General features: G+C 47.6%; 23 protein-coding genes. 20 read left to right on the top strand and 3 right to left on the bottom strand.

The genetic code is table 11. From position 1 onward, the window contains the following. Nucleotides 1-171: 171 nt before the first annotated feature. From MHB46_RS08505 to MHB46_RS08495, 3 genes are all read right to left on the bottom strand, one after another. A complete protein-coding gene (locus MHB46_RS08505; protein ID WP_341162075.1) occupies nucleotides 172-2,064 on the bottom strand; it encodes a 5'-nucleotidase C-terminal domain-containing protein in 1,893 nt (630 codons plus the stop codon). Between the two features lie 194 nt (nucleotides 2,065-2,258). Further along, the gene (locus MHB46_RS08500; RefSeq protein ID WP_165176508.1) at nucleotides 2,259-2,684 is read right to left on the bottom strand and encodes an ImmA/IrrE family metallo-endopeptidase; all 426 of its coding nucleotides are present in this window, start codon (nucleotides 2,682-2,684) and stop codon (nucleotides 2,259-2,261) included. A gap of 11 nt (nucleotides 2,685-2,695) precedes the next feature. Next, nucleotides 2,696-3,169: a helix-turn-helix domain-containing protein gene (locus MHB46_RS08495; protein WP_165176506.1), complete on the bottom strand. Its 474-nt coding sequence runs from the start codon at nucleotides 3,167-3,169 to the stop codon at nucleotides 2,696-2,698. A 332-nt stretch (nucleotides 3,170-3,501) separates the two neighbouring features. Between MHB46_RS08495 and MHB46_RS08490 the strand changes: the two genes are divergently transcribed. The 20 genes from MHB46_RS08490 (at nucleotide 3,502) to MHB46_RS08395 (ending at nucleotide 20,285) form a co-directional block, all read left to right on the top strand. Then, complete coding sequence (locus tag MHB46_RS08490) at nucleotides 3,502-3,978, top strand: ArpU family phage packaging/lysis transcriptional regulator (RefSeq protein WP_013309118.1); 477 nt, start codon at nucleotides 3,502-3,504, stop codon at nucleotides 3,976-3,978. A gap of 469 nt (nucleotides 3,979-4,447) precedes the next feature. Continuing rightward, nucleotides 4,448-5,308, top strand: coding sequence for a hypothetical protein (locus MHB46_RS08485; RefSeq protein ID WP_341162074.1), 861 nt, complete (start codon nucleotides 4,448-4,450; stop codon nucleotides 5,306-5,308). Between the two features lie 10 nt (nucleotides 5,309-5,318). Beyond that, complete coding sequence (locus MHB46_RS08480; RefSeq protein ID WP_028543149.1) at nucleotides 5,319-5,537, top strand: hypothetical protein; 219 nt, start codon at nucleotides 5,319-5,321, stop codon at nucleotides 5,535-5,537. A 2-nt stretch (nucleotides 5,538-5,539) separates the two neighbouring features. Continuing rightward, nucleotides 5,540-7,006, top strand: coding sequence for a phage tail sheath family protein (locus MHB46_RS08475; RefSeq protein WP_341162073.1), 1,467 nt, complete (start codon nucleotides 5,540-5,542; stop codon nucleotides 7,004-7,006). A gap of 122 nt (nucleotides 7,007-7,128) precedes the next feature. After that, nucleotides 7,129-7,536 (top strand): phage tail tube protein, encoded by a 408-nt coding sequence (locus tag MHB46_RS08470; protein ID WP_013309122.1) that lies wholly within the window; start codon nucleotides 7,129-7,131, stop codon nucleotides 7,534-7,536. 76 nt (nucleotides 7,537-7,612) lie between these two features. Then, the gene (locus MHB46_RS08465) at nucleotides 7,613-8,047 is read left to right on the top strand and encodes a phage tail assembly chaperone (protein WP_007429164.1); all 435 of its coding nucleotides are present in this window, start codon (nucleotides 7,613-7,615) and stop codon (nucleotides 8,045-8,047) included. 176 nt (nucleotides 8,048-8,223) lie between these two features. After that, nucleotides 8,224-10,017: a hypothetical protein gene (locus MHB46_RS08460; protein ID WP_341162072.1), complete on the top strand. Its 1,794-nt coding sequence runs from the start codon at nucleotides 8,224-8,226 to the stop codon at nucleotides 10,015-10,017. Between the two features lie 38 nt (nucleotides 10,018-10,055). Continuing rightward, entirely contained in the window at nucleotides 10,056-10,700 is a 645-nt protein-coding gene (locus tag MHB46_RS08455) for a LysM peptidoglycan-binding domain-containing protein (protein ID WP_023987378.1), read from the top strand. Then, nucleotides 10,697-11,674 carry an XkdQ/YqbQ family protein gene (locus tag MHB46_RS08450; RefSeq protein ID WP_341162071.1) on the top strand — a complete coding sequence of 326 codons (978 nt, stop codon included), beginning with the start codon at nucleotides 10,697-10,699 and terminating at the stop codon, nucleotides 11,672-11,674. The genes MHB46_RS08455 and MHB46_RS08450 overlap by 4 nt, the downstream gene beginning before the upstream one ends. Then, entirely contained in the window at nucleotides 11,667-12,074 is a 408-nt protein-coding gene (locus MHB46_RS08445) for a hypothetical protein (RefSeq protein WP_014280222.1), read from the top strand. The genes MHB46_RS08450 and MHB46_RS08445 overlap by 8 nt, the downstream gene beginning before the upstream one ends. Continuing rightward, nucleotides 12,067-12,531 carry a contractile injection system sheath initiator gene (locus tag MHB46_RS08440; RefSeq protein WP_254326557.1) on the top strand — a complete coding sequence of 155 codons (465 nt, stop codon included), beginning with the start codon at nucleotides 12,067-12,069 and terminating at the stop codon, nucleotides 12,529-12,531. Before MHB46_RS08445 ends, MHB46_RS08440 begins: the two co-directional genes overlap by 8 nt. Beyond that, entirely contained in the window at nucleotides 12,531-13,682 is a 1,152-nt protein-coding gene (locus tag MHB46_RS08435; protein WP_341162070.1) for a baseplate J/gp47 family protein, read from the top strand. Before MHB46_RS08440 ends, MHB46_RS08435 begins: the two co-directional genes overlap by 1 nt. Further along, nucleotides 13,675-14,349 (top strand): YmfQ family protein, encoded by a 675-nt coding sequence (locus MHB46_RS08430; RefSeq protein ID WP_165176495.1) that lies wholly within the window; start codon nucleotides 13,675-13,677, stop codon nucleotides 14,347-14,349. Before MHB46_RS08435 ends, MHB46_RS08430 begins: the two co-directional genes overlap by 8 nt. Before the next feature lies 1 nt (nucleotide 14,350). Next, nucleotides 14,351-16,942, top strand: coding sequence for a hypothetical protein (locus MHB46_RS08425; RefSeq protein ID WP_341162069.1), 2,592 nt, complete (start codon nucleotides 14,351-14,353; stop codon nucleotides 16,940-16,942). Between the two features lie 12 nt (nucleotides 16,943-16,954). After that, nucleotides 16,955-17,566, top strand: a complete 612-nt coding sequence (locus MHB46_RS08420; RefSeq protein WP_341162068.1) for a hypothetical protein — start codon at nucleotides 16,955-16,957, stop codon at nucleotides 17,564-17,566. 61 nt (nucleotides 17,567-17,627) lie between these two features. Next, nucleotides 17,628-17,894 carry a hypothetical protein gene (locus tag MHB46_RS08415; protein WP_341162067.1) on the top strand — a complete coding sequence of 89 codons (267 nt, stop codon included), beginning with the start codon at nucleotides 17,628-17,630 and terminating at the stop codon, nucleotides 17,892-17,894. Nucleotides 17,895-17,935: 41 nt separating this feature from the next. Further along, nucleotides 17,936-18,067: a hypothetical protein gene (locus MHB46_RS08410; protein WP_341162066.1), complete on the top strand. Its 132-nt coding sequence runs from the start codon at nucleotides 17,936-17,938 to the stop codon at nucleotides 18,065-18,067. A 52-nt stretch (nucleotides 18,068-18,119) separates the two neighbouring features. Then, nucleotides 18,120-18,887: a putative phage tail protein gene (locus tag MHB46_RS08405; protein WP_445667609.1), complete on the top strand. Its 768-nt coding sequence runs from the start codon at nucleotides 18,120-18,122 to the stop codon at nucleotides 18,885-18,887. A 42-nt stretch (nucleotides 18,888-18,929) separates the two neighbouring features. Beyond that, nucleotides 18,930-19,319, top strand: coding sequence for a phage tail-collar fiber domain-containing protein (locus tag MHB46_RS08400; RefSeq protein WP_235307581.1), 390 nt, complete (start codon nucleotides 18,930-18,932; stop codon nucleotides 19,317-19,319). 15 nt (nucleotides 19,320-19,334) lie between these two features. After that, nucleotides 19,335-20,285 (top strand): phage tail protein, encoded by a 951-nt coding sequence (locus MHB46_RS08395; RefSeq protein WP_341162064.1) that lies wholly within the window; start codon nucleotides 19,335-19,337, stop codon nucleotides 20,283-20,285. Nucleotides 20,286-20,343: the final 58 nt, after the last annotated feature.

Below are 20,343 nucleotides of genomic sequence, written 5' to 3'. Positions count from 1 at the left end.
TCTCCATCATACCTCTCGGTTCACAACTTGTCAGCGGTTAAAAGGTTTGCTTTTAAAAAAAAATATGCGATGTCCAAGTGAGCTTGGACTATCGCATATCTAAAAACGCCTGACATACAGCAGCATCCGAAACCACTAGGATTCCGGATGCTGCTTTTGCTAGCTATTGAATTAGGCCGGGAGGTCTAACTTTTGTCCCGGATAAATGCGGTGAGGATTCTTCAACTTATTCAACTGCTGAAGCTGTTGCCAGGTGGTACCATGTTTGCGGGAAATGTCATACAGCGTATCCCCTGATTTCACAACATATACATGGTTATTTGTAACTTGTGCAGAATTTGATGTCTGCTGTGGCTTGGCTGTTTGAGACTTTGCCGGCGCCGGTTTTGCGGGTGCTGGTTTCGCAGCCGATGTAGGAACGGGTTGCGGCTTTTCCTGCACAGGTGCAGGTGTTGCGGTTGAGGCAGACGGCCCAGTTTGTGTGGCAGGGACAGAAGTTTTGCCGTCAGCCTTGGCTTCTTGAATGCGACCGTCCGCTTGTACTTGCAGGCTAGCGGAGCCGACCTTTTGCATATAACGGATTAACGCCTCATCAAGCGAGCCGAACATACCTGCTTGTGGATATTTAGCGAACATCGTATATTGGTCACCACCTACGGCAGTAAAATCATTGGTGGCCAGTGTGTATGTTGCCTCAGGATCAAGTGTTTTTCCGCCGATCAGGATGGAATGAACACGGCTGCCTTTGGCTGCTGATGTGTCTATTTTGAAGGTGATACCTGATACCTGTGGGAAACCTCCGCTTGGCTCTGGATAGGAGGCTGTACCATTTTCCAGTGCGGCCTGAATGTCAGAGCCCTTCACTTTCAGGGTAACGATCTGGTTGCCGAAGGGCAGCACAGTGATGATGTCTCCCTTGGTTACTGTCCCCGTCTTGATGGAAGCCCGTATGCCGCCACCGTTCGTTAAAGCCACGTCTGCTCCCGAAACATCACGCATAGCATCGGTGAGCAGGTCGCCAAGATTGGTTTCACTTGCACGTACCTTTTCGCGTGCTCCTTCCAGATCCACACTTGTTTGCGTTACAACCTCTTTAAGAATAGGTTCCTGGTCCTTTTGAATGGAGGCGATCAATGCAGCAATTTCAGCGTTGGGCTGAACGTCGACTGCTTGAGTCGAATCAATCAGCTTGGCTTGCTTTTGCGTAACCTTACCGCCGTCGACCCATAAGTCCACAACACCCAAATACTTGGTGTATTCACCTGCGCTAGCGATCAATGTACCATTGTCACTGATCAAGCCCTTTTCCAGTACGGTATGGCTGTGTCCATCGATGAAAATATCAATGCCAGGCACTTCCTTAACAACCTTGAGGCTGGTGTCCTTGCTAGACGCATCCTGCCCCAGGTGACCAAGAACAACAACGACATCTACTTTGCTGCGGATTTCATCAACAGCCGCTTTAGCCTCAGCCGCAGGATCGGTGAATTGAATACCCTCAACATTTTTGGGATTCGTCTTATATGCCGTTTCTGGCGTAGTCAGACCGATAATACCGATTTTAACGCCGTCCACTTCTTTAATAACATAGGGTTTGAACAAACGTGTTCCGTCTGTTTGTTTAATATTGGCGCTGAGCACAGGGAACTGAATATCCTTACTTAGCTCCACAAGATGCTTCCAACCATAATTAAACTCGTGGTTACCCGGAACCATAGCATCATAGCGCAGCTTGTTAATCACTTTCACAATGCTCTCGCCGTTAACCAAAGTAGCGAAGGTCGTTCCATGAACGGTATCCCCGTCATCTAGCAGCAGTGTATTGGGATTGGAAGCCCGGTACTGATCAATGATACCCGCCAGCTTGGCGAATCCCATTTCCTTGTCGTTCGCGACCACGTGGGCATGGGTATCGTTCGTATGTAGGATGGTGATGTGTTTACCGCTGACTGGAGCCGTTGCCGTTCCCACATTGGTTGCTGGGTCTGCTGCTGCTGTACCGAGACACCCAAGTAAAAGCGCGGCAGTCGTCAGGATCGACGAGAGTTTTTTCCATGAGTTCATGTTGTTCCTTCAACCTCCCATAAAATGAATGAATTAGAGAAACCGCTTACGACCACATTTTATCAGATGATTGTAAAAATAACTTCTATTTTATATCAAAGCATTAAAATTTTTTGATATATCGGTTGTTAAATCCATCGTCTAGTTACCTATATTATAGAGGAAGTAATCAACAGCAGCTCACAGAATGAGAACTAATGTTCTAATTTATGGTTAAAAAAAAGGGCAGTCTCTTTGGGCAGCCCGATCCGGGGTAAATAGTGATCCAACGTTTCGTCAGCTAGTGGCGGTTTTCCTTCACTCAGCAAAAGCACGGCAAACCGATTGGCCTGCTGTTCAAATTTTCCTGGGGAAAAGTAGGAATGCTCCTCCATAAAAAAGCGGCTGATGCCTTTATGCAGTCGGTCATGTCCCAATTCATGCGCACAGACGAACCGTTCCCATTCGGGTGTGAGGCCATTGTGGATAACGATAAATCTTCTACGCAGCTTGTGGTAATACAGCCCTTTGGTTGTGGGGCCTAGATCGCAGTATCGGATATGGATACCTAGGGCTTTCGCAATATCGAAGGGGCAGTTGGTACGGTATTTTCGGACAAGTTTGTGAATGAGTTCGTTCATACGCTCACCTGCTATCCCTGATCTTTGCCCGTTCGGGGCTCTTTGGGCTTTTTATGTTTGTTCATCTGCTTGGCTTCCCAGAACAGACCTGTCAGCACGTCTTTGATCCGTTGACGATCTTTTTCATCCAGCGGAATGCCATCGAACATTAATTCGTCGTCTTCCTCCAGCATTTTTTTAAAATCCCGGCGATCTTTGGAGGTTGCCCATTCTGGCACAGTAGAACGATAAAGTTCATGTGGACTTTGCTCCATTGAATCATCGTCTCCCCAATATCCGGCGGCCTTCATCATTTCGGTATAGGATACGCTAAGCGCGTCCGCTATTTTGCGGAGAGTGGAGGGTTTGGGGATTCCGCGCAGACCATTTTCAATGCGGGAAATTTGTGAATTGCTAATACCTGCAGCATCTGCCAACTGGTTGATGCTCCATTGTTTGTGCTCACGCTGCTGCTTTAAGTAAGTTCCGAATGCTGGCTGTTCCACAATGGGGGCTCCTTTCTGCAAGAGAATCATAGATATTAGTTTTATTATACCATTAGGTAAATAGTAAAAGCACGTAATATGCCAAAAGGCATAGGAAAATGAAGTGAATATCCTGTTTTTGGAGCTATACTGCTTTTTTTGACGATGGATACCTATCCTAAATAATGTTATGTTATACTCAAGATACGAACAAAAGGGGAACAAAATGTAAACATGAGCGTTTTTCTATTTCGGGATTTTGCAAAATTCGATTCCAGTCGCTTCGAAGTGCAAAATCCTCATTTAAAAATACATCATTGTCAAAAGGCATAAGATAAGGAGTGTTGCTTTACATGAGAAATAACTTACCCGAATTGGACCGTCGCAAAACGCAGAATGCATTGGAGGGTGTGTTTGAGAAATACCGAATTTATAAAACGATTACTTTTATGGATCGGGAGAGCTTTATTACGGCTGGCTATACGGATCGCCCGAACGGCCCAACGAATGTAACAAGCGATCCAACGGCTCGGACAGCCGTATATAATGTAGATGCTCCTGCCGCCCGCTTGGCCTACTGCGAAATGGTGGATGCCGTAGTGAGTCGCTTGAATGAACGCGAACAGCTGCTCATCCGTGAACGTTATTTAAAGGATGACGATGTGTTTGATTACAAGGTTTACAATTATGTGTTAGACCCGCCAGTCAGCAAGGATACGTATACGAAGCTTCGCACGCGTGCTTTTTACAAAATGGCGCTTGCACTGGCGGACCAAGGCGTTTTAAATTTGGCAGGCTTGCAGAAGGGAGCGGATCGAAAACTGGGTTAATGTAATAATTATCCACTTGTTCTCATTTCTATTTTAAAATGGTTTCCTAAAAGGCTTTGATTTCCTGTAATAACAGGGATCAAGGCCTTTTTTATAATAGGAACACACGTTCTCTAAAAACCTCCCAACATCATCCCTAGTCTCTGCTTTTATCGTCCATTTCCCCGGCAACGCATTCGTTATTAGGGTGTAAGATTATATCATCGGGAATCAAGACAAGAGGACATACCGAAGACACACACAGTCAAACGTTAGCCGGCCATTAGGGCCGGTTTTTTCATGCGGTGATCGTCTCTGTCGGTTCCCGGGAATTCGTTGTACAGAAAGGAGGAGTCGTGTTGCCTAAGCAAGGGATGCTGCAATGCATGAGTACGAGGCTGCGCCGGATGAGAACACGAAAGTGGAAAAAAGCCTGGCTGAATAGCCACAACATGCGAACGCAGGGGACGCAGAGGTGGCATGCCGCAGGATGAGACAAGCCTTTAAGCAAAAGCTCATTGAAATTATTCCAGCGCTACAAGGGCGTGTATACGATGTTCAGCCACCGTCGCAGACGGCAGAGGAGCCGTATGCTGTTATGGCGCTGGGCGAGGAAATTTGGAAGTCTTCCTGGGCCGGCTATCGGCAGGTTGTTCGCATCAAGCTGTACGCAGGACAAGCCGGGCTGGCGCAGGCTGATGTATGGGCGAATGCCCTGATTGCCGGGCTGCACCGGGAACCAGTGACAGGTGCAGGTGAGGACACATCAGCTTTTACCGCGCACTATTTGGGTGTGCGGGATGCAGAAAAGCTGGACACTGTTACGGGGAAGGCCTATAGAACGCTGCGTTTTGGCGTGTATGTGCCTGAGACGGAAGGTGGTTTGGCCGTTCCAGCAAGCGGTGCTACACAGCCGGAAGAGTGGCTGGCCGCGCTGGTCCGCTGGACGCAGAAGCAACTGGGCGAAACGTGGTCGGTATACGCCGACGCTTGGCCCGCACAGCCGGGACGGCACGCGGTACTGTGGCGGATGAGCGGCTGCGAAACTAGGATGGCGGGAGCCTCCATGTATGAGCTGCGCAAACGGTTCATCGGGCATATTACCGCCCCAGACACCACTGAAGAAAACCGTGCAGCTTCCGCACTGATCGAGGGCTTTGCCGCTCAAATCCAACTTCCTCTGGATCAGGACAAGGGCCGTTATATGTCTACAGCTGAAGCTTCAGCCGATTTGCAGGCAGATGCCATTTTAGATGGTCAGCTTCGGCTGATGCTGGTACAGCGGCGTATGCGCCCAGCTGAGGAAGCGGCGTTGATTCGCAGAGTGGAAATTCATCCTATTTTGAAATGAGGTGGTCCGAGTGACCTTGGAAAACCATGAGAAGGCCCCGGTACATTCCGGGCAGGAAGCCAGTGGCCCCCGCTATACGCTGGAGGAGCTAAAGGAGCACGCAGAACAATTGTTTTCCGTGAAAGAAGAAGTGCTGGCAGGCGCCTTTTTTGGCACACAGGACAAGCTGTTTACAGTAGCAGAAGCACACACTAAAATCGAACAATTTATGAAAGCGAAGGTGGACTAATTATGGCAGGCGGAACATGGGAAAACACGAATAAACCGGTATTGCCGGGTTTGTATATGAATTTTCAGGCAGCAGCAGCTTCAGCGATTCAAGGTGGGTCGCGTGGTACGGTCGTTGTACCCGTTAAGGCGAATTGGGGCCCTGTACGTGAGTTTGTAGAGATCGGCAGTGAAACGGCAATCAGTCAAATCTTTTCGGGAGACAGTCTGGATGGAGCGACCGCGTATTCGACGCTGTATCTGGCTTTGCTGGGCGGCCCGAAAAAGCTGTTAGCCTACCGTTTGGCAGATGATACAGCTGCTGAAGCATCTGTGACGCTGAAAAGCGGCGGTGCGACCCCAACCGACGTGCTGCGTTTGCGGGCTTTGTACACAGGTAGCCGCGGTAATGGTTTTGCTGTAACTGTACAGCCAACATTGGGTGATGAGCAAGCACGTGAGGTGCGCCTTTATGAAGGAACCAAGCTGCTCGGCACGTACAAAGGTAGTGACGGTACGGCTGCCTCTATTGCCAAGGCCATGAACGAGAACAGCGAAAACGTATGGGTGAAGGCTGAGGTTGTCGGCGACGGCGGCATTCCGGTGGATGTCAGCGGCGTACACCTCACTGGCGGCAACAGCGGCAATAGCAAGCTGGTTAATGCCGATTACATCGCGATGCAGGAGGCACTTGAAGGACAGGAATTTAATGTCTTGGCCCTGGATTATGCAGCCGATCTGGCATTGCTGCAAAGCTTCGCTGCCTGGATCAAGCGTGTTCGCAACGAAGGTAAAGGCGTAATCGCTGTATTCGGCGGTTCTGCGGCAGACGATGTGTCCAAAACAGCCGTCAGCGTGGCCTCTGCACGTTCCCTGGCACTGAACCATGAAGGCATCGTGAACGTCGGTACAGGCGTACGTCTGGCAGGTACGGACTACAGTTCTGCCCAAACGGCTGCTTATGTAGCCGGACTGATCGCAGGCCAACGTCTGAATCAATCGGCAACATATGCGGTTACGCCATTTGAGGATGTAACCCGCCGCTGGACACGTTCCGAGCAGGAGCAGGCTGTCCGTAATGGTGTCTTCCTGCTGTTCTTCGACGGCCGTCAGGTCAAAGCGCTGCGTGGGATCAACAGCTTGGTGAACCCGTCTGTCGGACAAAACAACGCATGGAAGAAAATCCGTTCCATCCGCGTTATGGACGCTATTAACGCTGACTTGCAGCGTGCAGCCGAAGAGACATACATTGGCAAAATCAACAACACGGTGGAAGGTCGTCTGGCGCTTATCGGTGCAATCAAAGAATACCTGGCACAGCTGTCGCTGAGCAACGTCATCGAAGCAGATGGCTACGATGTCATTCTCGACCCGGCTTACTACGGCGATGCGCCAGTCATCAAACCGGAGCCGGATCAAGTGTTCCTGCAATGGAACGTGAAGCTGACCGATGTGATGGAGCAGCTGTTCGGCACATTTTACGTACAATAAATAAGCATTTTACGTGTACAAGCATTTCGCAGGCAATCAGCAGAAATGGTGTAGCTTGTTAACAACGAGGATTTTGTGAAATCCCGAACTATATTATGGATCATTTTGAGGAGGAAAAAGAAATGTTGGATGCTTCAAGAGTCATTTTAGGTACGTATGGTCAGGCGCATGTGGACGGGGTGTGGCAGACGAATATCAACAAGCTGGAAGCCAGCGTGGAAATGGAAAAACGCGAGCTGAATCTCGTGGGCAATGAGTGGAAGGTGCACAAGCGCGGTATCAAAAAGGGAACGGGAACAATGAGTGGCTACAAGGTCACATCCGATATGATTCGTCGCGGTTTTAACCGTTTTGAGATTATTACAAAATTGGATGATCCAGAAGCCTTCGGACATGAAAGTATTCGTCTCATTCGTTGCACTGCTGACAAAATCCAACTGGCCAACTGGACAGCAGGAGAAGAAGTACAGGAAGAAACGACCTTCACCTTTGAAGGTTATGAGCTGCTTGATCCGATTGTAGCAAACTAAATTGGAAGACGGGGGATGGGATGCTGTCAAGCGTTCCGTTCCCCAAATACAAATGAACAATAAGGGAGAATGACTTATGAGCTTGAATGAGAATATGACAGAAGAACAAATTTTGGACAGCCTGTTTGAAGCTGCTGAAAAACTACCTGAGGAAACGGTCCGCATCAAGCGCCTCGACATGAAAATTGTGCTGCACGGCCTGACCTCCAGTAAGGTGGATAGCATTCGTGAACGCTGCACGATTCGCCGAACCGTGAAGGGTGCAGTGGATGAGAAGGTAGATACTGAAACGTTCAACGCCTTGTTGATTTCGGAAGCTACCGGCAAGCTGGAAGTGAAAGGCTTGTCCCTTAACGGTTGGGGCGATCCCCGGATTACAAGCCGCTTGAAGCTGTCCGGTGGTGAACAGTCCGTCCGCCGTATGCTGCTGGCAGGTGAACTGGATGCAGTGGGGGATAAGGTGCTGGAACTGTCTGGCTTTGGCGTTGAGATTGCTGACCTAAAAAACTAATCGGCTCCGGGGGAATGACGACGATGCTGTACCACTTGTGGGTCCGGCACCACCTCCGCCCCGGAGACTTTTGGCGGCTTCCTCGCGGTGAGCGCATGCTGCTGCTGGCGTTTGCCGAACAGGAAATGGATAGCATAGCAGCTTCAAAAGCATAAACAAGGAGGTGAACATGATAGATGGCAGAAGCATTAAATTACCGCATGAACCTTGTGATTGATCCTAAAAACGTCATTAAGGCGAACAGAGAATTGCGCGCAATGGAACGCTATTTTGAGCGGATTCAAGGACGTGTGTTGAAAATTGGACGTACCCGCATGGCCCCGGAAATTGTACTGAACGATATGGCCTCCAAAGGGCTTGATAATCTGTTGAATAAGATTAACCGGGTCAAATCCCAGATTATTAACGCTTCGGGTAATGTAAATGTGAAGGTAAACTCCCAATCTGGCTCAGGCTCCCCGAAGACTGATAACAATCCAAGTATCGTTTTGCTAAGCACTGCGGTGCAATTGAATACTGTAGCTGTAAATGCCAATACAGCAGCTATTGTTGATTTAGGTACTAAGTTGGGATCTGTGACACCAGCTGCAGAGAAAAAAGAAGAGCCTAAGGATGCATTAACTCAGGTAAAGGATTTTCTTGGTAATGTAAAAAAAGTTGGTGAAGGGGTAAAAAGCATATCTGAAGCTCCTGAAGCATTTAAAAAATTTAAAACTGATTTTGGTATTTTAAAGGGACCGCTCCAGGGAGCTAACCGAAGAGAGAAGTTTAAAGATTTTGCTAGTAAAGCATTTAATGTAGGGAAATCTGGGGGTGAGTTTTTAGAAAAATTTGGAGGGTCTTCAGATTTAATTGAAGGTGGACAGGGATTGTTTGATCAGGCTAAAAGCTTGGGGATGATAAATCCGAGTGAAGCCGCTGGTGTGGTGCCTAGCGCTGCAAGTTCGAGTGCTGCGGCAGATGCAGCCTCAAGTATTATCAGACCAAGTAGTGTTGCAGGTGCAGCTGAGGAAGCCGGATCAGGCTTATTCAAAAACCTTCTAAAAGGTGGAGCGAAAAAACTGTTGGGACCTTTAAGCTATGGAATGGATATTGTGAACATCGCGAAGGCTACCTCTGGTAAAGAACGTGCAGAAGCTATCGGTTCCACAGTTGGTGGGACTGCTGGTTCTGCATTAGGCGGAGCTATAGGTTCATTTTTGCTTCCGGGTATTGGTACTGTAGTTGGTTCTACACTTGGGGGTATGGCGGGAGACTTTGTCGGTGGGAAAATTGGTGGATTAGTCTCAGATTATGGTCCAGCCATGATGGACAAAGCGAAGTCCGCTGGTAAATTCCTTGGAGAAAAAGCTTCCCAGGTTACAGGCTGGCTTTCGGATAAGGCTGGAGACTTCGGTAAAGGCTTTTCTGATTTCTTTTCTTTTGGTAAAAAAGATGAACCTAAGAAAGAGCCAGCTAAGCCGCCTGAAGTACCTAAACCAGCAACCTCTAAACCAGCAATCCCACCTCATTCGAATTTAGGTAAGTCATTTGAGCCCTTAACGCCTATGGCTATAAATTATAGTGCTAGTGCAGTTGCAAACGTACCTCCGCAACCAGGTGCAAAAGGCGTCCCTAATCCTTACGGACCGATGGCTATAGCTAACCAGGGAGTCAATCCAAACCCACTACTGAATACTGCGGCTCATGCGAATAATGGAGCCAAAGCTAAAGGCAAAGGTAATGGTAATCCGACACCTCAAGTAGTACAGATCAGTCCTGAACAAATGGGAACACTGTCTGGCTTTTTGAAGGATTTTAAAACGGAAACCACCAACCAATTCAATCTTCCTGCGGGGGCTGTACAGGTCACTGTACATGAGAACAAGCTGGATGTGGATGGGCTTATTACGCAAATTGGCTACCGTCTCAAAGCTGAAATTTTGCGTGCAACGCAGAACACCAAGCCAGCGGGCGCTGGAGCTATGTAATGTAGTAGAGATGGTAGCAATGGGGAAGGAGGAAAGAGATGGAATTTAGTTTGACGGATGGTAAAGGAAAAAAGTTTCAGTTTCCGGTGAATCCTGAGGAAGTGACGATCTCACGGCAAAAGGGATTTGATACAACGACGATTTTATCCTATGGGGAGTTTGACTTCCCACAAGGGGAGAAGGTGAAGGAAATCTCCTTCTCTTCTTTTTTTCCGAAAGAATACAATCCAGCGTATTGCACATATGAAGATATCCCTGATCCGCAGGAGGCCATGAACACGTTGAATGGCTTTTTGTTATCCAAGAACCCGCTACGTTTTATTATTACGGAGACAGCCGTGAATGTGCCAGTAATTGTGGCATCTCATAATTCGATCTTTCGCGGCGGCGAGTATGGGGATGTGAATTTTGATCTGTCACTGCGGACCTGGAGTGATATGAAAGTTGCCAAAAAAGCTGGCGTCACGGGTAGTAAGGCTGCTGCGGTCAACAAAAAGCCTCGTACGGATATGAAAGAAAAAAAGAAGACTTACACGGTTAAATCGGGAGATTCCTTGTCCAAAATTGCCAAGCTGGAGTTGGGGGATAGCTCCCAATGGAGTCGCATTTATCAGCTTAATAAAAAGGTCATTGGACAAAATCCGAATGCAATTAAACCGGGGCAAAAGCTGGTGCTGTCATGAGCTATAAAGTCATTTTACAGGATAAATATGATTTGTCGCCGCTTGTGGAGAACATTAATTTGAGGGATTCGCTGGAGCAAATCGCCTATCAGGGCACGGTCAATCTGGTCGTTACGTCGGATATGCCGCCGATTTCTCCAGGGATGTCGATCCGGGTTAGCGGAATTCCTTATGGTAAAAAAGATTATGTTCCCTTGTTGTCCCCCGCAGTGATCTGGGAAGTAGAAACCTCTAACAACGGGCTCAAACGTATGACGCTGACGTTATATGACCGTACGGTGTATTTAGACAAGTCCGAGGATGAATATTTACTCCCTGCTAAGCAGACGGCTACTCAGCGTTTTCAGAAGTATGCTAGGGACTGGAAGCTGAAAATCGCTTCATTGCCAGATACGAAAAAAACGCTGGGACGCGCCGTATACCGCACACAGTCCATCTATTCTATGATGCTGGGAGATCTGCGCGAAACGGCAAAGGCGGGGGGGAAGCTATATCATCCACGGATGATTTCTTCCGGGCTGGAGCTGTACGAGCTGGGAACGAACAAAGATGTGTATATTTTGGAGAGAGTGACTGATACGACACAGTCCCGTACACTGGAAGGCGCGGCCACGAGAGTGAAGGTACTGGCTACGGCTGCCAGTGAATCAGGCAATGAGGTACCGTCCAAGGTGATGGCGATTCAGGAAAAGGATATTGCCAAATATGGGACACTTCAGGTGATCGTGCAGGATGACGAGGTCAAGTCCGGTGCAGCAGCACGTGAGTTGGCCAAAAGTAAGCTGAGAGGCATACAGCAAACGATATCAGTGAATGCACCGGATATGAACACGATTCGAGCAGGAGATGCGGTGCTGCTGGGTTCCATGAAGCTACTGGTTATTTCAGTGAGCAGGGAATTGGGGAATCCCGGCAGTATGTCGCTGGAGCTGGGAACGTATGACGATGTAAAAAGGAGGTTTTACCTTGAATAAGGACCCCTATGGGCATTTGGCTACTGCGCTGCAATCTTCATTTCATAAGCATACCAAGCAAGCACTGAGTGGGGTAGGCGCGGTACTAGGAACGATCACCTCGACGGGACTCAAGCTGGACGATTTTAAACATGAGCTTCAGGATTATCTGGTCGCCGAGCTGCCGGGGCTGCTGTCTGTACCACGTCATATGTATAAAGGCACCTCAACCGCAGTGGAATCGGAAAATTGGGAAGGCAAAGAGCTGAAAACTTCCTTTTATATTGGGGAGGACGAGCTGGAGGATGTGAATCTCAGCTTGAACGAAGGACTCAAGCCCGGAGATCGTGTACTTGCGGTTCGGGTGAATAGCGGTAACGATGTAGTTGTTGTGTGCAAGGTGGTGAGTGGACGTGGCTAATTTATTTCCCGAAACAGATGATATGATCTGGACAGACATGGATATGACCGACCCGGATGTACTGGAGGATAACCGCGCAGTATTTGGGCGAAGCTGGCGGTTTGATTTTGAAGCTGGAGAGTTTGTTATGAGCCCTAGCCGTAAAATCGTGACTACAGGTGAGAAAGAAGCCTGGGTACAGTGGTGTGAAAAAGCGATTCGCACTCCTCGCTACCGGCATGTGATCTATTCACCTGACTATGGAAGTGAGCTTGAAGAGCTGATTGGCAGCAGCTATGGGCACGGTGTGCAGGAAAGTGAAATTAAACGCATGGTCACGGAGGCGTTGCTAGCAGATGCACGTACGGCTAGTGTGGACCAGTTCACGTTTCGCTGGGAAGGTGAGGCGTGCCATTTTAGCTGCCAGATTACGAACGTGCGAGATGAAACGGAAATTGTGGAAAGTGTGGTGATCTAATGGCAGACTTGCCGGAATATTTGGTAGACCAGACGGAAGAGGAAATTTTAAATCGGATGCTGGAAAAAGTGCCTTCGGACATGGATAAGTCCGAGGGCTCTTTTATTTGGGATGCGCAGGCCCCAGTGGCTTTTATGCTATCCGAAGCCGCAATCTGGGCGCAGGAGCTACTGCGACGTGGCTTTGCCAGCACCGCAGCCAGCGATAATCCGGATTTTCGCTCGCCGGAGCTGGATTTGCGAACAGCAGAGCATGGGGTGACACGGCGAGAAGCGGTTGCCGCTTCAGGTATGGTCACGTTCACGGGCACAGCGGGAACGACTGTCCCGGCGGGAACGTTGGTGGCGACCCCGGCAGATGATGTATCCGGGGAAGCTTCCATTGAATATGCGACCACGGCATCGGTCACGCTGGATGAACAAGGTGCCGGGGAAGCAGCTATTCGGGCGGTTAATCCCGGGCGTAGCGGCAATGTGCCTGCGGGTGTCATCCAAGTGATGGCCACCCCGGTTAGCGGGGTGGCCTCTGTGATCAATACCGAGGAAACAAAAAGCGGCACAGACGTTGAGAGCGACCAGCTGTTGCTGGAGCGTTTTTATGCCAAGGTGCGGAACCAGGGCACAAGCGGCAACAAGGCGCAGTATACCCAGTGGGCGAATGAAATTGCCGGAGTAGGCGGTGTAGAGGTTGTTCCATTGTGGAAAGGACCTGGAACCGTAGGGTTATATGTACTGGATACGGACAAACGAGCAGCCAGCTCGGATATCGTGGCTGCGGTGCAAAAGTATATTGATCCGACCCAGGATGGGCAAGGAGAAGGGCTGGCACCAGCGGGTCCTGTGGTGACGATCATGCCAGCGACAGAAGTGGAGATTAACATCTCAGTCAAGGTACAGCGTACCAAAGAGAAGCCGTCCACATTGGATGAAATCAAAAAGCTGATCGAAAGCGGTGTGCGGACGTATTTGAAGCAGCTTGCTTTTTACAAGGAAGACCCGTTGGTACGGTATACCCGGATTTCTGCTGTTTTGCTCGACATTCCGATCATTATTGATTTCTCTGAACTGAAAATCAATGGACAGAGCAATCAGAATATTGAGATTGGATCAGGTCAGGTGGCAGTGCTGGGGACGGTGAGCGTCAGTGAGTAACAATGGAACGAACAGCTTTGAAGATTTATTGAATAACCCAGACCAGGGAAAACGTGCAAACCGTAGTGACACTTTTGTTAATCGAGTAACTATAGCGGGAGATACATTGAGCCAAATGAGCAGCGAGCGGGGACGCGAGCTGCTTTCCTATTTGCCTGCCTATTATGAAACCTCACGTGTGATGCGTTCCGATATGGATGCTAAAGGAAGCGAATTGGACGCTTTGTATCTTGCAATGGATGCAACGGTGGGACAGTTTTTCGTACGTACCGCCACTTGGGGGTTGGAACGCTGGGAAATGGAGCTGGGGATCGAAACCGACCTGGCGAAGCCATTGGACCAACGGCGTGCTGTGGTGGAATCGAAGCTGCGAGGGGCAGGAACCTTTTCCGGCCGGCTTGTCAAAAATGTAGCTGAAGCGTACGACGGAGGCACTGTAGATGTCACTTTTCGACCCGCCGAATGGGGATTTACGGTCAAATTTATCGATACCATAGGGATTCCGCCCAACGTGGAGGATCTTAAAGCAGCCATTGAGGAGATCAAGCCCGCTCATATGGCGGTGGAGTACAAATTACGCTACCTGACCATTGCTGAAGTTGAGTCTATGACCCTCTATGAAAATGAACATACAACACAGGATAGATATTTAGGAGGTGGCGCATAACATGGCAAGCGAAAAAACACCGAATCTTGGCTTAAATCAAATTGACCGCACATCGCCCAAAACCACGTATTTTGATCTGGAGAAGTATTTGGACCAAAACTGGCGCGCTGTAGACGATTTCGCAGGTGATGTGAATGATGGTGTGAATGCGATCAAGAAACGTCTGGATACGACGGAGCGTAAGGCGGTGACTCTCGAACCCGGGGTGCAAATTGTTCATGCGGAAAAGGCATCGCCGTTTTCGCTGACGGGGATGAGCGGGCGTACGTTGGTGAATTTGTTGGGAAGATGGGGGAATTTGAGTAGCTTAAGGGGGGTAACACCGTATCAAGCTGATATAGCGCTAGATACTTTGAATAAAGGGACAATGCCTAATTCGTTAAAAGTAACGATCAAGCCTGGATATACCGTTGGAGTGGGGTTTTATAGTAATTTTAAATTTTTAGCTGGGAAATACTATGTTGCAATTGTAAGAGCTAAAGTAGGTAACGCTATAGATGCAGGAATCTCGGCTCCGAATGCTCTGGTAGAATCGAAAGTTGTAGTTACGGATAAGACTAACTTTGCTACGGCTTGGTTTAGGCTGGCACCTACCAGCGATATTATTACTAACATAGATTTGGTAACACAGGGTACTGTAGGACAGTATTCTTATTTTGAGGCTGCGCGTATCTATGAGATTTCTGCAGCAGAATATGCAGCATTAGCAACGATGACCGACGATCAAATTGACAACAAATATCCTTATGTAGATAGTGTAATGCCTGTGCGTAATCCATATGCAATTCGGCATGGGGCGAATTTGGCCCCACACTCTTTTTATTCTTGGGACGCTACGGTCGGAACACCTCTTATTAAAGATAATCGAAATGTTGTTGTTTCTTCTTCGAATATAATGATATCTTCCATCTACCCATTAGTTCCGGGTCAGGCTTACACGGTTTCCGCTCAGTCGAGTGGAGCAACGGGTAGAATACATGTAAATATGCAAAACGAGACTGCGGTTATCGGTAATGTAACAGGTAGTGGAATTATATCTTATACATTCACAGTTCCGGCAGGTACTAAAGGTGTAGTGATCCGCTTGTTGGGCACATCCACTGCCGAAGTAACGATTTCAGACTTTATGTTCAACATCGGCAGTATTGCCAAACCATTCAAGCAGCATGAAGACTCCATGCTGGCACTGCAAACAGACCTGTACGCCGATCCAGTTACAGGGGCTAATGCTGATACAGTGTTTGAACGTGATGGGCAATATTATAAAAGCAAACGTTGGCACAGTATGACGCTTGACGGCTCGCTACCCTGGGGTTACTTCGATTCAGCCGCAGGCTACAAAGTTGTGCGGATACCTGCCACTAATGGAATGGTTGACAGTGAGAGGATAACAAAGTTTGACGGTAAGTTGGTTCAGCATGTTTTCCCGTTAAGCGGGCCGGATCAATCCCACCTTAGCCCAGAATCTGGTGTTGTGGGTCTGTCCATTTCTAGCGCAGACAGTGGATGGGGAGATAACTACACACCTACAACAGACGAAATAAAGGCGTATTTTATGGGCTGGAAGATGTATTTGGCTGGTCAAGGAGACGTTAGTAAGCCGTTTAACAATGAGGCAGTAGGGAAGGCGTGGTGTCCGCTTGATTCTATCTACGATTCGAACGGGGCCGCAGCAACGCTGTACGTAACTACTTTGCCGACAACAGCGATAACATCCTTGTCGTACGTAAGATATGGAAATTGGTCGGCATACCAACTCGTATACAAACTCGCAACGCCTACAGCAGAGCCTATCATATCCGAAGGGCAACTAACGTTCGTTGCGGGAGACAATCAGGTTGAAGTAGGTACGGGAATTGTGTTGCGCGAGCCTGCCGACGTATTTATGGAGACAGGAACTATGTTCGGCAACAGGATGAACATAAATAACGCCAGCTTTAGCGCGCGCTTGCTCAGGAACAGGTCTATACAACCGTTGACGGTATACAAAGATGGGGTCTTAGACACAAGATGGACTAAGGGCGTCGGATGGATCACGAGTGCAGGTACGTTATCGCAACTTTTGAATGCATCGGATAGCGACAGAGTATCGGCCTACAGTGTCACGTACTTTATGGTTGGTCTCTCACCCGTTGTGCCGTTCACAGGAATCTACGCAGCCAACGAAAAGACACTGCTGTTGGATTTGATAGACTGCGTGCAACAAGCAAATTTGCGCCTGTCTGTGGTGGAGAACAAAAAGGCGGACAAGGATAGCCCTTCCTGGATTACACCCACGTTGCTTAATGGCGTTACAGCAGAAACATCCTCAGTGGATATGTGGCCTCAGTACCTTAAAATGTCAGATAATCTTATTAAGATGCACGGGTCAATAAAGGTACCGACTTCTAATGCAACCGTTACATGTTTTAGGTTGCCGGAAGGATACAGGCCAAAAATACTAACGGTATTAACCTGCGCAGCATCTGATGCGGTGTCCGCTGACAAAACTGCCGTAATTGCAATATCCTCTGACGGACGTGTTGAAGTAGTAGGCAGAGGGGGCTATGGTTGGATACGTTTAGATGCCGTTCAATTTATAGCAGAAGTTTAAGGAGGATAATATATGAAAGCAGTACCTAAAGTAAATACAGATGGCCTCTATCTGGAGGACAAGCTAGTGGACGATGCCTTTTCGGGTATCGTCCCTTTTTATGCTCCATCTTCACTCATACTATCTGACACAGACCAGCAACAAGACATCTATGTGCGTACTACCAATAAATCGAGTGCCATTGATGAAGAGAATACAGAAACCAGCCCTGCTGGCTATACGGTTGGTATTCCAGTTCCACCGGGCTTATATCATCCTCTGTTTGATATTCAAGGCTGGTTGGCCTATGAAGCAGAATATAACGAAACTCTGATTGAGGCACAAAAGAAGTACGAGAAAATTAGTAAGGAATCGCAAGCTTCATTTCAGAAGTTGCATGTTGAATGGCAAAACAAGCTGGGAAACGAACGTGGAGACGAACCTATATATTCTGCTCCGGCTTTTTCGACTCCAGAACGAAGAGACCCAACGACGTTCTGGAGTGAAGGATTGAGTGAGGAAGCAATTAAGGAACTGACACAAAAAGCAGAGCAACAGCCAAGTGAGACAGATCAATTGAAGCAGCGTATTGCAGATCTCGAAGTAACGCTGACCCAGCTCATGCTTGGTAACACAGGAAAATAACCATGTACTGACTCCTGTTTAGCCGCAAAATTCTTATTTAAAAAGAGGTGAGGTCATAACTATGACTGCTTTAACAGAGACTCAATTACGTATTTGTGCTTATGCTTGTATTACCCGCTATGATCGGGGAGAAGGTAATATAGCAGCTATCATTGGAAGCTACGCTTTAGATGAAAAACAACGTAAACAAGTGAAGGAAATGATTTTATCCCATCGTTCTGATCTGGTATTGGATAACGTAGAGGAATCGTCATCTATGGAGGTTTCCAGTGCACAGCGAGAACCGGTTAAATGGTATAGCTCTATTTTTCGTAAAAAAACGGTATAGAGCAGAGAGCAAAAATGTCTGTGCTCAAAGGAGGAGCGAGCATGTATGAAAGAATGGATCTGATTATAATGGGTTTCTCCAAGCTGAAAATGAACAGACAAAGCAATCCTTTTATAACGATTCAATTTGATCAGGGGGTAGAACTGGGGATGGTGAGTATGGATGGATATTGACGAAAAAAAAGAATCTGTTATCCAAGATGTAACGGATGATTTTAGTAAACGAATGTTCAGTTCGCGGGGACCGGAGCTATTTTCCTATCTTCCTGCCTATTACGAAGCATCCCGTGTTATGCACGTCGATATGGATGCAAAGGGTAGCGAACTAGATGCTCTATACCTTGCGCTAGATGATACGTTAGCCCAGTTTTTTGTTCGCACCGCCACTTGGGGGCTTGAACGCTGGGAAATGGAGTTGAGTATCCCGATCTATTTGGAAAAGCCACTGGAACAGAGGCGATCCGTTGTGGAGTCAAAACTTCGTGGGAGTGGCAAATTTTCAGGGGATTTAATACGGAAAATCATGAGCTCATTTGGTGTCGATGGGGAAGTAGATTTTTATCCGGCTGAGTACAAGTTTGGTATAAGCTTTGAAAATAGAATCCCTGAAAATATGATTGATTTCAAAAAGATCATCGAGGATATTAAGCCTGCTCATCTTGCTTTTTATATGAATAACAAAACTAGGCTTGAATTTCTTCATGAGAATGAAATGGTTTCTCGTATTCGATTACGTTCAAGAGTTCGCTTTTTTGGTGGGAAGCCATGGTATTTAGATGGTGTCGAATTACTGAACGGAATAGCTTCTTTGTCCGGGTGGACAGAGGAACCTATGCGCTATTTAAACCGTACAAAAATGGTCATCAAGCATCGAATGGATCATCATCAGGAAGGCAGAATGATAATTCGAGACCATTATTGGAAGTTAGATGGATGTATGAAGCTGGACGGTAGTCAGATGTTAAGCTCAACCGAGAAAGTCATTTCAATCTAAACCAATATAACTTTTATTTTTAAGATAGAAAGGATGGTAAGTATGGTAGAACAAGTTTTGACAGTTACGACTGCATATGCAAGGGAACAAATGGCTCGTGCCCGTGCCGAGGGAGGAACGCTGACAAAAGTAGTAAAAATGGCGTTTGGTAGCGGCGGTGTGGATCAAGCAGGGAAGCCACTGCCTTTGGATGGAACAGAACAGGTGTTGAAAAAGGAACTGGTTCAAAAGGATATTACGAGCTTTGAATTTATTGCTCCTGCAACAATTCGTTATACTTGCTCACTGGCAGAAAATGAATTGGTGGGTGAGACGATTAATGAGCTGGCTTTGGTAGATTCAGCGGAGAAGCTGACGGCCATCCGTACAATGAGCAACAAGATCAAAGATAGTGATATGGAGTTTGTTTTTGAAATTGAAGACATCTATTAAGGAGGATGAAGAAGTATGAGCATACAACAGCCACGCAGATTTGTTACTACCGACCAAGGACATGCGGACGTCCTGAATGGACCGATTGATACCCTTTATGCTAACGATCAGGAATTGGCCGCACAGGTTGAAAATATCAAAAAGGACCCGGCTGGAAACGGAGTTGCTTCTAAGGAAGCTTTAGACAATCATGCCAGCAATACAGATTTCCACGTTACGGCAGCTAAGCAAGCGGCATGGAGTGCAGCAGAGGGAAATGCCAAACAATATACTAGGGATTATGCAGCACCTAAGGCGCATACGCATCCTGCATCGGATTTACCATCTGCTTCTACGCAGGCTAGGGGGATTGTACAGCTCGACACTTCTGTAAGCAGTGGAGCTACAGATCGGGCAGCTACACCGAGCGCCACCAAACAGGCATATGACCGGGCAAATGAGGCATACAGCCGGGCAGACCAAGCTTTTACGCAAGCCGTTGATTTTAAAAATAAAATCGTAGGCGCGATCAACGGCAAGTTCGGAGGCGCCAATCCTGACATGAGCAGCGATCAGATAGCAACAGTAATTACAAATGCACCTATAGTGAAATATGCCGAAGGGACAATAGTCCGGAATGGGGATAATATAAGTGTAAATGATGGCTATGATATAGGTCTACCTGCCACGGCTTCTGTATCGTATACAATTCCGGTGGCATTTACCGTAAGTAAAATATTTGTTTACTTGTTGGGATATGCGTACTTCCATTCCGGTGGTTGGAATGGCAAGACCATGCCGAGTGGAATCTCACTGGTAACCCCTAGTTCGAATGGTCGATTATCCAATGAGGTCGGTGAATTCATCGTAAGTATAAACTCAAGTAATCTACTTACGGTCACAATGAATATGAGTTCTGGCACTACGACAAGTTCAACCGGAAGGTATTATAAATTAAATAACATTCAATGGTGGGCAATCGGTTAAAGGAATGATGTGATGGAATCAACGATTGACGACGGCTTTGGACTTTATCCTCAATAAA

Origin of the sequence: Paenibacillus sp. FSL H7-0703, from assembly GCF_038003485.1 — a bacterium.
In the GTDB taxonomy this organism is placed as follows: Bacteria; Bacillota; Bacilli; order Paenibacillales; family Paenibacillaceae; genus Paenibacillus; species Paenibacillus polymyxa_B.
This window is presented reverse-complemented; position numbering and strand designations above follow the sequence as displayed.

Excerpts from the sequence above, each read along its gene's own strand:
- MHB46_RS08415 (WP_341162067.1), top strand. The coding sequence starts at position 17,628 with ATGACTGCTTTAACAGAGACTCAATTACGTATTTGTGCTTATGCTTGT.
- MHB46_RS08410 (WP_341162066.1), top strand. The coding sequence starts at position 17,936 with ATGTATGAAAGAATGGATCTGATTATAATGGGTTTCTCCAAGCTGAAA.
- MHB46_RS08395 (WP_341162064.1), top strand. The coding sequence starts at position 19,335 with ATGAGCATACAACAGCCACGCAGATTTGTTACTACCGACCAAGGACAT.
- MHB46_RS08400 (WP_235307581.1), top strand. The coding sequence starts at position 18,930 with ATGGTAGAACAAGTTTTGACAGTTACGACTGCATATGCAAGGGAACAA.
- MHB46_RS08505 (WP_341162075.1), bottom strand. The coding sequence starts at position 2,064 with ATGAACTCATGGAAAAAACTCTCGTCGATCCTGACGACTGCCGCGCTT.
- MHB46_RS08470 (WP_013309122.1), top strand. The coding sequence starts at position 7,129 with ATGTTGGATGCTTCAAGAGTCATTTTAGGTACGTATGGTCAGGCGCAT.
- MHB46_RS08425 (WP_341162069.1), top strand. The coding sequence starts at position 14,351 with ATGGCAAGCGAAAAAACACCGAATCTTGGCTTAAATCAAATTGACCGC.
- MHB46_RS08450 (WP_341162071.1), top strand. The coding sequence starts at position 10,697 with ATGAGCTATAAAGTCATTTTACAGGATAAATATGATTTGTCGCCGCTT.
- MHB46_RS08435 (WP_341162070.1), top strand. The coding sequence starts at position 12,531 with ATGGCAGACTTGCCGGAATATTTGGTAGACCAGACGGAAGAGGAAATT.
- MHB46_RS08475 (WP_341162073.1), top strand. The coding sequence starts at position 5,540 with ATGGCAGGCGGAACATGGGAAAACACGAATAAACCGGTATTGCCGGGT.
- MHB46_RS08490 (WP_013309118.1), top strand. The coding sequence starts at position 3,502 with ATGAGAAATAACTTACCCGAATTGGACCGTCGCAAAACGCAGAATGCA.
- MHB46_RS08420 (WP_341162068.1), top strand. The coding sequence starts at position 16,955 with ATGAAAGCAGTACCTAAAGTAAATACAGATGGCCTCTATCTGGAGGAC.
- MHB46_RS08485 (WP_341162074.1), top strand. The coding sequence starts at position 4,448 with ATGAGACAAGCCTTTAAGCAAAAGCTCATTGAAATTATTCCAGCGCTA.
- MHB46_RS08465 (WP_007429164.1), top strand. The coding sequence starts at position 7,613 with ATGAGCTTGAATGAGAATATGACAGAAGAACAAATTTTGGACAGCCTG.
- MHB46_RS08500 (WP_165176508.1), bottom strand. The coding sequence starts at position 2,684 with ATGAACGAACTCATTCACAAACTTGTCCGAAAATACCGTACCAACTGC.
- MHB46_RS08460 (WP_341162072.1), top strand. The coding sequence starts at position 8,224 with ATGGCAGAAGCATTAAATTACCGCATGAACCTTGTGATTGATCCTAAA.
- MHB46_RS08455 (WP_023987378.1), top strand. The coding sequence starts at position 10,056 with ATGGAATTTAGTTTGACGGATGGTAAAGGAAAAAAGTTTCAGTTTCCG.
- MHB46_RS08405 (WP_445667609.1), top strand. The coding sequence starts at position 18,120 with ATGTTCAGTTCGCGGGGACCGGAGCTATTTTCCTATCTTCCTGCCTAT.